This window comes from Mesorhizobium sp. (assembly GCF_004962245.1).
In the GTDB taxonomy this organism is placed as follows: domain Bacteria; phylum Pseudomonadota; class Alphaproteobacteria; order Rhizobiales; family Rhizobiaceae; genus Mesorhizobium.
In genome coordinates, this window is sequence record NZ_SUHQ01000002.1 from 134639 (window position 1) to 148311 (window position 13673).

Consider the following 13673-nt stretch of genomic DNA (forward strand, 5'->3'; position numbering starts at 1 on the left):
ATAGAGCGGGATGACAGGTCAATTCAAATGCATCCCGCTCTAGCGGCCGCGGCAAGAAAATTGCAGCTCAAAGTGGAGGAAGCTATGACCGCCTACAACGTAGTCCGCTTTCGCACGAAGCCAGGCAAGGAACAGGCGTTCGTCGAGGCGCATGAGAATATCTCGCTTAACGCGACGGGCTTTCGCAAGGGCGCCTTGATCAAGACCAGCGACCGCACATTCTGCATGATTGGCGAGTGGGAGGACATGGACAGCCTCGCCGCCGCGCGGCCCGCCATGATCGCCATTCTCGACAGGTTCCGTGATCTGCTTGAAGACCTCGGTGGCGATCTCGGCGTGACGGACCCCGTCTCGGGGACAGTTGTTGCGGAAATGACTTAAGGAAGCTCCCAATCAGCGATGGCCGAAGTCGCCAGGTGCGTGCACGCCGGACGACCCGGTCGTCCCGGATGGGTATAGCCGGTCGGCGCCCTCATCGCGCGGAAGTCGCGCGCGTTGAACAGATCGACATAGCGGCGCAGCCGCCGTTCGTCATCGGTGTTGAGCCTGGGCGCGGCGTCGGGCCCCTTCTTCTTCGGCACCAATTACGACGCGCTGCCGAGTTCCAGCGCCGAAAACCGGCCGGCCAAATATCCGCCGACGGCGAATACGTTGCCGGACGCCTGGCCGAAACCTGCGCGCACACCACCACGCACTGAGACTGCGCGGGGCGCAGTGGCTGGCGAGGGAGCATCGAAGCCGATGCTCTACGCCGCCCCCTTGTCGGACATCTCCCCACTTGATCGGATGTCGCCATCGCGTTCGCCAGTCTCCAACGCTGGAACGAAAGGCGCTGCCGGTGGAGCTGCCAATCTCCCTCCTTGTTGGGGGCGGCGCAATGCCGAAGCCACTTTGCGCCAGAAGCGGACGCTTTGCTGCAAGGCTCTCAACGTCTCGATCGGGGCCGCAAGGACACTGACCGCTATTGGGGCGAAGATAGCAGCAAGCAGCCGTTTACCCGAACGTCTCCGCCGAACGTAGGTTCGGCAAAGGCGTTGGTGCCCAGCCCCTTCGCCACTTCCTGCCCGTAGATCTACCTGCATTCTAACCGGACAGCCACTGCGGAAGTCCTTTCAGCGCGCCCTAAATCCAGTTCAAGGATGAAGGCATCATTCGCCTAGCGGAGTCACGGGTTGATTTTGTAAGCAGGTTGCTATGCGAAATACGATCAAATCGCGAGCCGGAAGCGGACAGGGAGAGCGGACCGATTCGATGATCGCCGTCTCTGCCTCAAAGCTGTCCACCGCCGACCTCAACAACCTCATGCGGGCGCTTGAGATCGACGTCGTGGCGTTGACGGAAATCCTCGTTCCGCGCGGCCACCGGGTCGAGATGGGAATGATCGATGCGCCCGCGATCCACTACAACCTTAAGGGTTCTGGACGGATATCGATCAATCGCGGCCCGAACATGCAGTTGATGCCGCACCTGCTCATCATCGTTCCCCCGAATACGCCCTTTTCGATCGAGGTCGATGGCGGCAACGGTGCTACCCGCCTGATCAACCGCGATTGTTGGAAGCGCGACGAAGAAGGCCTCTTGCGCGTCGCTGTTCCGAACGAAAAGCCCGAGGTCGTGCAAATTTGCGGCTTCTTCAACGCGTCCTTCGGTCAGTCGGTTGGTCTGTTTCGCGACCTGCGCGAACCAGTCGTTCAGCAATTCGAACCGTCGGACAAGATTGATGGCAAGCTCCGTGAGGCCATGAATGAGCTCTTGTCGCAAGAGGTCGGCATGGGAGCGATGACGGCCTCGCTTTTGAAACAAGTCATCATCGCATTGGCGCGGCGCTCGCTGAAATCATCGCAGAGCTGGACGGACCGTTTCTCCATCCTTGCCGACCGCCAGATCACGCGCGCGTTCGCCGACATGGTGGCCCGCCCTGGCGCTGCGCACACGATCCAGAGTCTTGCCTACAGCGCAAGCCTGAGCCGTTCGGCCTTCATGGCCCGCTTCTCCGAAATCTTTGGTCGGTCGCCCATGGCCATTCTTCGCGACCTCAGGATGCGGCAGGCTGCGCTTGATCTGACGACGACTACGACGCCCGTCGATGTTGTGGCGCATAACGCGGGATATGAGAGCCGCACAAGCTTCGTGCGAGCATTTCGCAAAGCCTACAACGTTGATCCTAGCGAGTACCGGCACAGTGTAAAGAACGGTGAGGATGATAAGGGCGCTTGAGCCAAACACCGCACTCCGAGGCCTCTCTCCCGTCAGGCGCGCGATTTTGAAAGGGCGTGTCGATGGCGACATCCGTTCATCTGTCGAAACTGTGTCAGGCTTCAACGTTGGCTGAACTCGCTGCTTGGCAGAAGAAAAAACTGGAAACAGCAAAGGCCGAAAGCAAACTGCGTGAGCTCGTGCACACCCGACGCTGCGACCCAACCGAGCTCTTTCCCCGTCCTAGCCAGATTCGCGCACGCCTGGCGCACTGACCCTCGGCGCTGGCCAGCCCTGGATTCCAGAATGCGTATCCGCTCGTCCAGAGACGCCCGACACGGGTTTCATCGCGCCAGCACCAGTGGCAACGTGGTTTTAGGAAAACGCTCCCTTTCGACGTGAGAAGCAGATGTTTGTACCCCACCGTTGATTTTTGCACGCCGCGTCGATGGCATCGATTCAAAAGGTCATTGGACCCATCGAGTTTCGCCTTCCCATTTTCGCTCGTCTGCAAAGGAATTCAGAAGATGACGACCTACCACACACAGGCAGATGGACGATGAAGGCGATCGTGGTAACGGACCAGGCTGCAGGAACGGCCGGGATGAAGCTGGTGGAGCGGCCCGAGCCGCAGGCAGCGATAAACGACGTCGTCGTTGAGATTCATGCGTCGGGATTCGTCCCGACTGAGCTGGCGTGGCCCTCGACCTGGACCGATCGCCGCGACCGTGACCGAACACCGTCGATCCCTGGGCACGAGCTGGCCGGGGTGGTCACCGCTCTCGGCTACGGCACGACGGGGCTGTCGGTGGGACAGCGGGTGTTCGGCCTCGCGGACTGGCATCGCGACGGCACCCTGGCCGAGTATGTGGCGATCGAGGCACGCAACCTCGCGCCGTTGCCGGGCGACGTCGACTTCACGGTGGGCGCGAGCCTGCCGATCTCGGGACTGACCGCGTGGCAAGGGCTGTTCCAGCACGGCCGCCTTCAGGCGGGCCAGAGCGTGATCGCGCACGGCGCGGCCGGCGCAGTCGGTTCGATGGTGACGCAACTCGCGCGCGAGGCCGGCGCCTACGTCATCGGCACCGGACGCGCCGCCGACCGTCAGGCGGTGCTCGACTTCGGTGCGCAAGAGTTCGTCGACCTCGAGAACGACGCCCTGGAAGACGTCGGCGAAGTCGATCTGGTGTTCGATGTCATCGGCGGTGACATCCAGAAGCGGTCCGCAGACCTGATTCGTGCCGGAGGAACACTGGTGTCCATCGTCGGGCCGGCCGAGGCACGGCCCACCAACGGTCTGGCGATCGACTTCGTTGTCGAGTCCGATCGTGCCCAACTGAGTGAGATCGTCCAGCGGGTGCGGGACGGACGACTGCGGACGAACATCGGAACTGTCTCGACCCTCGACGATGCCGTCGCTGCCTTCAACCCGACCAAGCGGATCAGCGGGAAGACGATCATTCGCGTTCGTCCGTGAGCGCCCATCAATGCACGCGACTGGCGCTGGATCGAGCTGGCATTTCCCGGCGCTGTCACGAACCTGCATTTCGTGAAGCGCGCCGACGACACGCCAGGCGCGGAGCCTGTGATGGTGCTGGTCGACGAGCATGTCGAGGCCATGATCGCTGCTTTGAAGGCGGGCGGCGTCGAGATCGTCACTGAACCGCAGGAGGCGCCCTGGCAGCCGGGCCGCACGGTGGCGGAATTTCGCGACAGCGAGGGCAACCGCATGGTGGTCGCCAGCCAATGAGCGGGGTCATCCGCTGAGCGGGCAGCTGAATTTTGACGCGCCAACTTGAACGGCTGGAGAGGGTGGTGAGCGGTCGCCCGCTGCGACAAACACGAACGGCCGCAACGCGCCATGAAACGGACAATCCGCTATCGGATGCTTTCTCGTGTAGCGAACGCGAACGTCCTTTCAGGGCAGCGTGCGGCGCGACCAAATTTGCCACAGTTGCGCCCTTTGCCGATGTCGATCTCGGCAGCAAAATTCATTATAACCCTAACGTTGGAGAAGTAGAGAGACATTGGCACTAGGTGCGAAAAAGCAACGCCAATACAGCTGATTGGTTACTGCGTAGGTACTCTCGCAGATATGGTATTGTTCGTCTGGGGATTCCTGCACCCGGTCACGCGGGATGGTGAAATTATGTGGCAAGTAAGTGTAACCACCGTCGATCCTCGACATCACCGACGACCGAGGTATGGCGCGGCAATCAGAACCTCCGCAGCACCTGAATTTCGTCTGTGGGTCAATCTTGTCTTGGTACCAATCATGGGCGTTAGCGGCTGTTGCGGCGACAATACACATTGCCGTGAAGATGAAGCCTCGCATGGCATTCCTCAGGTATTTGGCAGGGGCTACCCGTTCGAGCGCCTATGTATATTAGCGTTCCATTAAAAATACCATTGGCCTCCGGCGAGCCGGTCCGGTGCGCCGTTGCTCGACGCTCGCTAATCCGCACCGACAATGTCGATGCGGCGCGGCCGCGCGCCCGACATGGTGTCGCGAGGACGTGACATGATCCGGAAAAGTTCCATCAAACAAGGAGATAGAGCCCTATCTTAAATTCCATCTGGCAGGACGGCATCTCAGCGTCGCCGCACCGGCGCATGGTGTGCGGCTCGATCCACCCTTGAGCATGATCAGGAGGCGACCTGCCAGACGGCAACGCCCGCAAGCGCCAGCCCGGCGGCGCCTTCGATGGTTCGGGAAATGGTTTCGAACAGCTGCGGCTTGTTGGCGAAGAAATCCACCAGACGTTCCCGAAACAGGATCGACAGCACCGCGACGCAGGACAGCGTCAACGCCACGCCGACCATCATGGTGATTGCGAACAGAATGCCGGCGCCGGGAATGCCTCTGGAGATCGCGAAGGTCATCACGAACAGCGTCAGCGGGCACGGGATCAGACCCGCCATCACGCCGACCGCCTCGCCCTCATGCTTGTGGTGATGGCCGTGGCTTAAAGCGCGCCAGAGCATCCAGACACCAATCAGGCCGAGCAGCCCACGACTGATATCCTCCAAAAGCGGAGCACGGCCGACGCTGCCCAAGGCGATGGAGACCAGCGGCAGCGAGAGAACCGCAATCAGAACGGCAATCATCACATGCGTGAAGGACAGCGTGATCGATACGAGAAGGCCGCGCGGAACCTTCGCATCCGAACCCGCAAGATATGTCGCCAGCACAGCCTTGCTGTGGCCAGGCGTCAGCGCATGCGCAGCGCCGAAGACGACGCCCATCGGCAGGAAGGCCATGAACGCCAGCCAGTCGCCTCCCACCGAGAGCAATCTGATCTGCTCGGCGAGCGCCAGATAGATCGTTCGTTGGAACTCGACAAGAATTTGGAACATCAGGTGAGCGTAACAGAAACGACCTGGTCGGGGCGACCGTTAGTGGCTGTGCCTGTCGTGTTCGCCGTGAGCATGTTCATGGGGATGATCCGCATCCGCGCTCGCAAATCTTATATTGGCTGCCGCAAGCGCCGGCATGTGCTCGAACAGTTCGTTTTCCAGCGCTGCCGTGGTCTTGTTTGCCTCGGATAGCGGCAAGGTTTCGTCTGCGGCGATGGCAATATCGGCGTGCAGCCTGTGACCGATCCACCGCGCCTTGGCGTCGACAAGGCGCACGCCCGGCACATGCGCGGCGGCATGGTGGATTTCGTCGATGACGCCAGGCTCTATGCCGTCGAGCATGCGGGTCAGCACCGAACGCGCCGACTGCCAGACGATGCCGAAGATCGCCAGCGTGATGAGCAGGCCGACGATCGGGTCGGCCAGCGCAAAGCCGAGCCAGACGCCGAGCGCCCCGATGACCACGGCCAGGCTGGTGAGGCCGTCGGTGCGGGCGTGGTAGCCGTCGGCAATGAGTGCGGCGCTGTTGATTTCCCGGCCGACGCGGATGCGGAACACCGCGACCGCCTCATTGCCGAGAAACCCGACAATGCCTGCCGCCGCCAGCCAACCAAGATGCGTCACCACGCGTGGATTTATCAGACGCTCGATGGCCTGATAACCGGCGACGATGGCGCTGAACAGGATGATCACGACGATGATGATCCCGGCCAGGTCCTCGACCCGGCCAAGGCCGTAGGGGAATGTCGGCGATGGCTTGCGCCGGGCCAGTATGAACGCGATCCACAGCGGAATGGCGGTGGTGGCGTCACCGATGTTGTGGATCGTGTCGGCCAGCAGCGCCACGCTGCCCGACAGCACCACCACGACCATCTGCATCGCCGCCGTGATGGCCAGGATGACGAACGACCATTTTATCGCCCAGATGCCCCGGTCGGTCGTCGCTATGGTCGCATCGATGACCCCGTGGGTATGGCCATGCGCCCCGCTGCCGTGATCGTGACCACGCACGGCGTGATCGCGCGATCCGAACCCGAGCCAGTCGAGAATGCGCGCACCGAGACCGCTCACAGGTATTTGACCGCTCACAGGTATTTCGCCAGTTGCTTGAGTTCCGCCAGCGAGTTGCCGCCCGTTTCCGCGGTGTCTGTCAGGCAATGCTCGATATGATCGTGGATCAGTTCGCGCTTTGCACTGCTGATGGCGCTTTCCACGGCATGGAGTTGCTGCGCCAGATCAACGCAAGGGCGATGCGCCTCGAACATGGACAGCACCGCCGCAAGATGGCCTTGCGCGCGCTTCAGACGCTTCACGATAGCGGGATGCGAATGGTGGATGCCTTCGGACATGCTTCTTTCGTATCCTCCCCCCGGGGATACAGTCAATCCTTTTGGATTCACTCTGCCGCTGAGTATCCTGCGGCTCCAAGAGAACCGTCAGCGCGACCAGCGATCTGCCCACCCTCCTACGGATAGCTTTGCCGGCCGCCGGCCGCGTCGTATTATTTCGTGACCGTGTTGCGCTGGAACCTTCCTTCGCATCACGCGTTCGGGGCGCTGTATTCGCGATGCCTCATATTTAGGCAACATAGGCGACTATTTAGGCAACATAGGCACGGGCGAATACCGGTGGGGAGCAAACAAGCATGGGTTGGGGAGGAGCATGTTATCATGTCGAACCGTGAAATTGGAACGTCCCATACGCTCAGCCTGCGCGTCGCTGATCTCAAGGCAAAGATGCGAAGCGCCCGGATTACCGAGCACGAGATGAAAACTTTTCAGAAGGTCGCCGCCATTATGGGAGGAAGTGAAGGCTCCCTTCGGCTGCATGCCGACGACCTGATTGCAGCGTCTTTTGTTGTCGAAGCGCTGGACGACCACGCGCCGAGTTGAGTTGACAGTCGTAGACCTCCTGGCGATCAGCCAGGCACCGCGTCGAACGCCAGGGAAGTGGCGCCCACGTCTGGCGACCGCTTCCCTGACGCTGCAATTGCGCCTGACGCTCGGCCACCTTCCGCAATATTGGGCAATCGAGGTGCCCTGTGACGCCCCCTCTGTCCTGCCGGACAGAGGGGCGCCGTCCCGCAATATCGGCATTAAAATCCTCTTTTGTCTCAAGAGGATACAAGCCACAAGTGAATCTGTTTGAGAGGCGTTCCGTCGCTTTGCCGCAACGGCGGCACAGCGGCAGGCCCTCATTTCCCCCAGCCGGGAAAACGCTCCGGGCGCAGCCATTGCTGCGTTGGGTTGCCGTCGCCCGAAAGCACGGCCTCCACCAGCCAGCGCGCCGTGGCCGGTGCTGCATGCATGCCGATCGAGCCCATGCCGCCATGCACGAACAGGCCTTCGACGGCCGTCTTGCCGGCGACCGGCAGACCGTCGGAAAGCATCGGCCGGTTGCCGGGATAGACGTTGCCGACCCGCGGCGCACCGAGACCGGACAGCATGCGCAGCGTGCGGCCGGCGATCCGGCTCGCCATGTCGGTGTTGCGGACCAGATCGCGAAACGCCGGCTGGACCGATGCGCCAAGCCGCGCATCGCCGCCGCGCATCGGATTGAGGCAAATAGCCTCGACGGCCGGCTGGTCGTCGCGCTGTTCGGCGACATCGGCAAGGCCGGCGGGGCTCATCCGCTTACCCAGTTCCTGCTGGTCCGGCCATGTCAGTTCCTCGACGATCCATGGCAGCTCGAAGTCGAGCTTGCCCAGCTGGATCAGCCAGCCTCGACCGGCGGTGAACGGCAGGCCGGGAAGCGGCCCGTCGCCGACGGTCCGCCGCAGCAGGTCGGCCATCCACAACCCGTTGGCGATGAAGACGAGATCGGCTGATATGATCCCCTGATCCGTCAGCACGCCCTGGACCTTGCCGCCCTTCGAGAAAATCTGGGCGACGCGAAGCCCTGTCCGGATCACCGCGCCCGCCGCGCGGGCGGCGTGGGCAAAGGCATGCGTCGCCCCCATCGGCTCGAGCGTCCAGGCGCGGCCGACGCTATAGCCGCCCGCCACCTTGAAGCCGATCCGCGGATGGTCCCGCGCCAACTCCGCGCCGGTGATCTTTTCCATGGCGACACCGGCGGCGCGGTAGCGATCGGCCACAGTCCCGGCCGCCTCGAAGCTGGCCTCGTCTTCCGAGATGAGAAGGTGCCCTATGTCAGAGAACTCGAAAGGCACCGCCCCTTGCGAAAGCTCCTCATAGATCGCCGCGCAGGCATCGAGCATCTCGACCACCTCGGTCTGCGGACCGCTGAGCAAGGTGCCGGTGTTGCGTCCCGAGGACTCGGCGGCGATCACCGCCTGTTCGAGAACGACCGTTTCGACACCACGGGACGCCAGCTCCCAGGCCAGCGTGCAGCCGGCGATGCCGCCGCCGATGACGACGGCGTCGACCGGTCTGTTGTTGGAGGCGGTTTTCTTGTCTGAGTGATCCGATGCGAGCGACATGGAGTTCCCTGTGGCATGTGACGCCTTTGGATACTCGTATACGAGAATACAGATATCCATACAAGCGGCTTTCTGTTAGGCAAGGTGCACATGACATGGAGGCTCGATTGCGCGGACTTGGCGAAGGCTTGATGCAGAGGCCGCAGACGGTGGCGGAGCAGGTGGCGAATGTGCTGCGTGAATCGATCGCCGACGGCAGCCTGGCGGCGGGCACGCCGCTGCGTCAGGACGACCTTGCCGAGCGCTTCGGCTTCAGCCGCATGCCTGTCCGCGACGCCCTTCGCCAGCTCGAGGCCGAAGGCATCGTTTCGATCCATCCGACCAAGGGCGCGCATGTCGCCAGGATGGACGTGACCGAGATCAGGGAGATCTTCGCGGTCCGCGCATTGCTCGAAAGCGAGGCGCTGCGGCTCTCGGTCCCGAATCTCGCCAAGGAGAAGCTCGACGAGGCCGGCCACGTGCTCAAGCAGATCGACGCCGAGCCGAATGTCGGCCGCTGGGGAACGCTGAACCGCGCCTTTCACCTGGCCCTTTACAGCGCCTGCGGCAACGCCCGATTGCTCGACCTGATCGAAGCTCATCACAACGCGGCCGACCGCTACATTCGCGTTCTACTGTCCAACCTGGACTATCGCAGCCGCTCGCAGTCGGAACACTGGGATATCTTGACGGCCTGCCGGCACCGCGATGCCGAGGCGGCCGTTCGCCTCCTGAAAAAGCACCTCAGAGAAGGCATGGAAACGCTCGCCCAGGCCGGGCTGGCGGGGAAGCCCTGACCTTGCCGGAACGACCACGCCACGGCTGAACATTAGCCGGCAACGCCCCAGCGCCGGAGTCCGTCGTCCTGGAGTGAGCCCCCCAGGCGTCAGCCTTTGCCGTGCGCTGTCGAAACTCGGCCTGTGCTCGCGCAAGCAGGCGGAGCTAATCTGGTCTCGAGTTCGAAAAGCGGTGTTACCCTTTCAGTGGTGTCGCGGGCAATGGCGTTTCCGGCAATGGCGTTTCGTCCCAGCCGGCACGCTCAAGACCCGATCGTATCCGTTCCCGATCCTCGAAGCGTTCCAGGCGAAGGTCTGCAATAATCGCCTCGACAGTTAAGCCAGGTTCGAGCTGCCGTCCCTCCTTGGCGCAAGAGCGCGCCTTGTCGAGGTCGCCGTCGAGGCCGTAACATGCCGCCAGCCGGGCCAATTGCCAGGCACTCTTGCGTGGCAGGCAGGAGAACGAAACAGCGGCTTCTCGATACCGACCCACATGAAGCAGGGCTTCGCCCCTGTCGTAATAGTACCAGGGCGGGTGCATCGGATTGAGTTCAACGGCCTGATCGAGGAGCGCCAGGCCCGTCTCGGCATTGCCGCGCAGCGTGTGGAAAAAGCCGGTCTGTGCCAGTGTATCGGCGTCGTAGGGGTTGAGGTCCAGCGCCCGGGCCAAATGCTGCGCCGCGGCCTCGAAATCGTGCCGGTAGAGCAGGATCAATGCCAGGATCCGGTGGCATCGTGCCTCGTCGGGACTGAGGGCCATGGCGTGCAAGGCCCGGTCACGCGCCTGATCGAGCACGGACCGCGGCGCGCCGGTATACCCACCGATGATCGTGTCCGCCAGGGCGAGATAGGCGTGGGCGAGGCCCGACTCCCGATCGAGTTCCAGCGCCTTCAGCAGATGCGCGCGCGCTTGCTGGTTCACCCCCTCGCCATAACTGCGCAGCAACGCAATGCCGCGCAAAATATGGACATACGCCTCGACATTGGCGGCGGCCGCGGGAGATACACGCCGCATCGCCGCACTCTCTATATTGGCGACCAGCGCCGACGCGATCCTTTGCGCCACCGTTCTTTGAAAAGCGAAAATCTCACTCGTCTTGAATGAAAACGTCTGCGCCCAGACACGTCGGCCCGACGCTGTTTCGGACAGCACGACGCGCACGTTATAGCCATCGTCGGCGCTTTTGACAGCGCCTTCCGCAACATAGTCGGCTCCGAGACGCTCGGCAGTCGCCCAGATATCCTGGTCGGAGTATTGGGCAAGCGCGAAGGCCGAATGGCGCGCCAGCACCGCGATGGTCTTGAAGTAGGAAAGCGCGTTGATGATCTCCTCGACCGCCCCATCGAAGAGCGGCTTTGCCGTCGTATCGTCGACGTCGACGCGAAACGGCAGGACGGCGACCATCGGTTCGGGCGTTCGTCCGGCTGCAACCGCAGCGGCGGAAGGCATATGCGAAACGGACGCAGTGTCGTCGGCAGGCTGGAACATGTAGCCGCGCCGAGGCACGGTGCGGATCAGGGACTGCGTTTCGTCGCCGATGCATTTGCGCACATCGCGGATGCACTGGGTGAGCGAGTCCTCGGTGACGATGATGCCAGGCCACACCGCTTCGAACAGTTCGTCCTTGCTCAGCACGCGGCCGGAGTTATGCACCAGGAAGGCAAGCAGGTCGAAGGTCTTTGGCCTGACCGGCACGATCTCGCCGTCGCGCCGCAACGTGCCGCGCTCGAGATCGAGAACCGCGTTGCCGATCTGTTGTACCAAGCCACTGCACCATCGCTGCGCCTGATCGCGCGGCGATCATCGGAGCAGAGGCCGGTAAAGGTCAAGTCCGAAAAATGCCGGGCCGAATGAGGCTGGCCCGAAAGAGGCTGGCAACGCCCTGCCAGAGGCCCGGCCGTGTTTCGCCAGGGACTATTATCGCGTCGCGGGGCGTCCGAGCGTCGAGATAGTGCAGCATCTGCACAGTTTCGCCGCCACAAAATTCAACGCTGCCCGTCGACAGAATCTGATGCACCGCTTCCTGTGCCGTGATCGACGGGGGGAAAAGCCGTTCAACCTTCGCATGCATGATCGATCTCCAGGGTTGGTGGTGGCAAGGGCGTGCTGGATTGTAATGATGCCAGGTGGGCGGCGACCTTGCCCTGCAGCCGCCATAGTGTTGCGTCGCGGATATTGCGGGCTTCGAGCTGAAGGACGGTGCGGCGCAGATAGTCGGCGCAGCTTCCGATGTGACCGGCGGCAAGCGACAGGATTTCCACCGTGGTCTGCTCGGGCAGGCCTGCCGCGTAGGCCGGGCCACTCCGGTCGGCGACGAAGGCGATGGCCCGCAAATTCCTACCCGCGCCTCGAACAGAGACCCAACGTGGAATGTTGGTCGGCGGGTTGGCGCTCATTTCCCGGCGCAGCAGCCGGTCGATTGCCGCGTCGATGTCACGATCGGGGAGACGGTAGACGACACCGCGGCAGCTGCCACCACGGTCGAGCGCAAGCATCAGGCCGGGCCGCTCTCGGGTGCCGCGCCAGCGGGTCAGCCACAGCGAAAATCGCCGATGCCAGCCGTGCACGGTCGCCGGCCGTTCCTCGACGAATTCGAAGCATGGGTTCCATAGCAGGGAGCCATAGGCGAATACCCAAACGTCACGCGGGCGTCCGGCAAGCAGCCGCCTGCGAATGTCGGCATAGTCGCGATCCTCAAGGCTGCGCAGCCCGGGCGCCGGGCCGGCGTCTTCGATCCTGTGATCGATCCTGGCGAGGAGGTCTTCTGTAAGGGCGATTGTCATGGCCGCTCATCGGATTTGTTTCCTGAGAGCATCGCCGCACAATTCCTCCGCGTCCTGAACGGGCGCTGATATTGTGCTGAAATCGAATGGAGCAGCAGCAGCCGAAAAGGAGCACGCCGCCTCGCTCCTCAACGGCGACGTTCTGTTCCTCTCCCGTGGACAGAGCCGGCAGCCGGCTATACTGGAATGACGGACACAGGAATCCACACGTAGGTCCATGACGCCACGACCCAGAATCGGCCGGCCACGTCCCGCCGCTGGAGCCAATCCCGCAGGCGTCAGCCTTTGCCGTGCGCTGTCGAAACTCGGCCTGTGCTCGCGCAAGCAGGCCGAGGCTCTGGTCGCCGAAGGGCGCGTCCGGGTCGGAGGCAAAATAGTGCGCAACGGCTCGCTGCGCGTCGATCCCGGCCGCGACCGCATCGAGGTCGACGGCAGCCGCGTCGTCGCTGAGCGCAAGGTCTATCTGATGATCAACAAGCCGCGCGGCCTGGTCACCACCCGCGACGACCCGCAGGACCGCGGCACCGTCTATGACTGCCTGACCGGGCTCGCCCTGCCCTTCGTGTCGCCGGTCGGCCGCCTCGACAAGGCCAGCGAGGGCTTGCTTTTGATGACCAACGACACGCGCTTCGCCCAGCGCCTGCTCGATCCCGCCTCGCACGTCGCCAAGATCTATCACGTGCAGATCGGCGCCCTGCCCGACGAGGCCATGCTGGCGCGGTTGCGCGCCGGCGCGACCGTCGACGGCGAGCTTTTGACGGCGCGGTCGATCGAAATCCTGCGCAGCGGCACCCGCACCGCATGGCTGGAAATCACCCTCGACGAGGGCCGCAACCGCCATATCCGTCGGCTGCTCGGCGCCTGTGATGTCGAGGTGCTGCGCCTCGTGCGGGTGGCGATCGGCCCCTTGCAGCTCGGCGACCTCGCCAAGGGCAAGGCACGCCACCTCACTGCCGAAGAGCTGGCGCTGTTTGCGGCCTGAGCGAAGACGCCCGAAGCGACCCGGCAAGAGCGGCATCGCCGCAGGCCAATCGCTTCAGGTTTGCGCTGCCCCTCACCTGCCTGCCGGCTTCCTCTCCGCGTATAGTGACGGGGAGAGGGCGCTCTCATCGATGGTTTCGCCAATCACCAGCGTTACAGAA

General features: G+C 62.9%; 15 protein-coding genes and 1 pseudogene. 8 read left to right on the plus strand and 8 right to left on the minus strand.

From position 1 onward, the window contains the following. Window positions 1–84: 84 nt before the first annotated feature. Window positions 85–381, plus strand: coding sequence for an antibiotic biosynthesis monooxygenase (locus E5X88_RS02600; RefSeq protein ID WP_292157954.1), 297 nt, complete (start codon window positions 85–87; stop codon window positions 379–381). On the opposite strand, the gene E5X88_RS02605 is transcribed toward E5X88_RS02600, so the two are convergent. Next, the gene (locus E5X88_RS02605) at window positions 378–581 is read right to left on the minus strand and encodes a hypothetical protein (protein WP_292157956.1); all 204 of its coding nucleotides are present in this window, start codon (window positions 579–581) and stop codon (window positions 378–380) included. The two genes, E5X88_RS02600 and E5X88_RS02605, sit on opposite strands and share 4 nt — an antisense overlap. Window positions 582–1251: 670 nt before the next feature. Here E5X88_RS02605 and E5X88_RS02610 point away from each other — a divergent pair. The 4 genes from E5X88_RS02610 (at window position 1252) to E5X88_RS02625 (ending at window position 3946) form a co-directional block, all read left to right on the plus strand. Next, complete coding sequence (locus E5X88_RS02610) at window positions 1252–2217, plus strand: helix-turn-helix transcriptional regulator (RefSeq protein ID WP_292157958.1); 966 nt, start codon at window positions 1252–1254, stop codon at window positions 2215–2217. A 62-nt stretch (window positions 2218–2279) separates the two neighbouring features. Next, entirely contained in the window at window positions 2280–2471 is a 192-nt protein-coding gene (locus tag E5X88_RS02615; RefSeq protein ID WP_292157960.1) for a hypothetical protein, read from the plus strand. A gap of 284 nt (window positions 2472–2755) precedes the next feature. Continuing rightward, window positions 2756–3673, plus strand: coding sequence for an NADP-dependent oxidoreductase (locus E5X88_RS02620; RefSeq protein ID WP_292157962.1), 918 nt, complete (start codon window positions 2756–2758; stop codon window positions 3671–3673). Between the two features lie 72 nt (window positions 3674–3745). Further along, window positions 3746–3946 carry a VOC family protein gene (locus E5X88_RS02625; RefSeq protein ID WP_292157964.1) on the plus strand — a complete coding sequence of 67 codons (201 nt, stop codon included), beginning with the start codon at window positions 3746–3748 and terminating at the stop codon, window positions 3944–3946. A gap of 896 nt (window positions 3947–4842) precedes the next feature. Here E5X88_RS02625 and E5X88_RS02630 read toward each other — a convergent pair. The 3 genes and pseudogenes from E5X88_RS02630 to E5X88_RS02640 form a co-directional block, all read right to left on the minus strand. Next, window positions 4843–5553 carry an ABC transporter permease gene (locus E5X88_RS02630; protein ID WP_292157966.1) on the minus strand — a complete coding sequence of 237 codons (711 nt, stop codon included), beginning with the start codon at window positions 5551–5553 and terminating at the stop codon, window positions 4843–4845. 93 nt (window positions 5554–5646) lie between these two features. After that, window positions 5647–6564, minus strand: a pseudogene (locus E5X88_RS02635) (cation diffusion facilitator family transporter); the annotation flags it as partial. Between the two features lie 74 nt (window positions 6565–6638). Next, window positions 6639–6902, minus strand: a complete 264-nt coding sequence (locus tag E5X88_RS02640) for a metal-sensing transcriptional repressor (RefSeq protein ID WP_126043224.1) — start codon at window positions 6900–6902, stop codon at window positions 6639–6641. Between the two features lie 321 nt (window positions 6903–7223). On the opposite strand from E5X88_RS02640, the gene E5X88_RS02645 reads away from it, so the two are divergent. Next, complete coding sequence (locus tag E5X88_RS02645; protein ID WP_292157969.1) at window positions 7224–7445, plus strand: hypothetical protein; 222 nt, start codon at window positions 7224–7226, stop codon at window positions 7443–7445. Window positions 7446–7747: 302 nt separating this feature from the next. Here the strand turns inward: E5X88_RS02645 and E5X88_RS02650 are convergent, their stop codons facing one another. After that, window positions 7748–8992: an FAD-dependent oxidoreductase gene (locus E5X88_RS02650; RefSeq protein WP_292157971.1), complete on the minus strand. Its 1245-nt coding sequence runs from the start codon at window positions 8990–8992 to the stop codon at window positions 7748–7750. A 107-nt stretch (window positions 8993–9099) separates the two neighbouring features. On the opposite strand from E5X88_RS02650, the gene E5X88_RS02655 reads away from it, so the two are divergent. Further along, window positions 9100–9768, plus strand: coding sequence for a GntR family transcriptional regulator (locus E5X88_RS02655; RefSeq protein WP_292157973.1), 669 nt, complete (start codon window positions 9100–9102; stop codon window positions 9766–9768). Window positions 9769–9943: 175 nt separating this feature from the next. Here E5X88_RS02655 and E5X88_RS02660 read toward each other — a convergent pair whose 3' ends face one another. The 3 genes from E5X88_RS02660 to E5X88_RS02670 form a co-directional block, all read right to left on the minus strand. Further along, window positions 9944–11512, minus strand: a complete 1569-nt coding sequence (locus tag E5X88_RS02660; protein WP_292157975.1) for a winged helix-turn-helix domain-containing protein — start codon at window positions 11510–11512, stop codon at window positions 9944–9946. Between the two features lie 61 nt (window positions 11513–11573). Beyond that, window positions 11574–11819, minus strand: coding sequence for a hypothetical protein (locus tag E5X88_RS02665; RefSeq protein WP_292157977.1), 246 nt, complete (start codon window positions 11817–11819; stop codon window positions 11574–11576). After that, a complete protein-coding gene (locus tag E5X88_RS02670; RefSeq protein WP_292157979.1) occupies window positions 11803–12531 on the minus strand; it encodes a gamma-glutamylcyclotransferase in 729 nt (242 codons plus the stop codon). The genes E5X88_RS02665 and E5X88_RS02670 overlap by 17 nt, the downstream gene beginning before the upstream one ends. 217 nt (window positions 12532–12748) lie before the next feature. On the opposite strand from E5X88_RS02670, the gene E5X88_RS02675 reads away from it, so the two are divergent. Further along, a complete protein-coding gene (locus E5X88_RS02675) occupies window positions 12749–13513 on the plus strand; it encodes a pseudouridine synthase (RefSeq protein ID WP_292157981.1) in 765 nt (254 codons plus the stop codon). The last annotated feature ends 160 nt before the right edge of the window (window positions 13514–13673 follow it).

What these genes read in the sequence shown, in the direction of transcription:
- E5X88_RS02600 (WP_292157954.1), top strand. Translation starts at nt 85, where the DNA reads ATGACCGCCTACAACGTAGTCCGCTTTCGCACGAAGCCAGGCAAGGAA.
- E5X88_RS02645 (WP_292157969.1), top strand. Translation starts at nt 7,224, where the DNA reads ATGTCGAACCGTGAAATTGGAACGTCCCATACGCTCAGCCTGCGCGTC.
- E5X88_RS02615 (WP_292157960.1), top strand. Translation starts at nt 2,280, where the DNA reads ATGGCGACATCCGTTCATCTGTCGAAACTGTGTCAGGCTTCAACGTTG.
- E5X88_RS02610 (WP_292157958.1), top strand. Translation starts at nt 1,252, where the DNA reads ATGATCGCCGTCTCTGCCTCAAAGCTGTCCACCGCCGACCTCAACAAC.
- E5X88_RS02640 (WP_126043224.1), bottom strand. Translation starts at nt 6,902, where the DNA reads ATGTCCGAAGGCATCCACCATTCGCATCCCGCTATCGTGAAGCGTCTG.
- E5X88_RS02650 (WP_292157971.1), bottom strand. Translation starts at nt 8,992, where the DNA reads ATGTCGCTCGCATCGGATCACTCAGACAAGAAAACCGCCTCCAACAAC.
- E5X88_RS02675 (WP_292157981.1), top strand. Translation starts at nt 12,749, where the DNA reads ATGACGCCACGACCCAGAATCGGCCGGCCACGTCCCGCCGCTGGAGCC.
- E5X88_RS02630 (WP_292157966.1), bottom strand. Translation starts at nt 5,553, where the DNA reads ATGTTCCAAATTCTTGTCGAGTTCCAACGAACGATCTATCTGGCGCTC.
- E5X88_RS02620 (WP_292157962.1), top strand. Translation starts at nt 2,756, where the DNA reads ATGAAGGCGATCGTGGTAACGGACCAGGCTGCAGGAACGGCCGGGATG.
- E5X88_RS02670 (WP_292157979.1), bottom strand. Translation starts at nt 12,531, where the DNA reads ATGACAATCGCCCTTACAGAAGACCTCCTCGCCAGGATCGATCACAGG.
- E5X88_RS02665 (WP_292157977.1), bottom strand. Translation starts at nt 11,819, where the DNA reads ATGCATGCGAAGGTTGAACGGCTTTTCCCCCCGTCGATCACGGCACAG.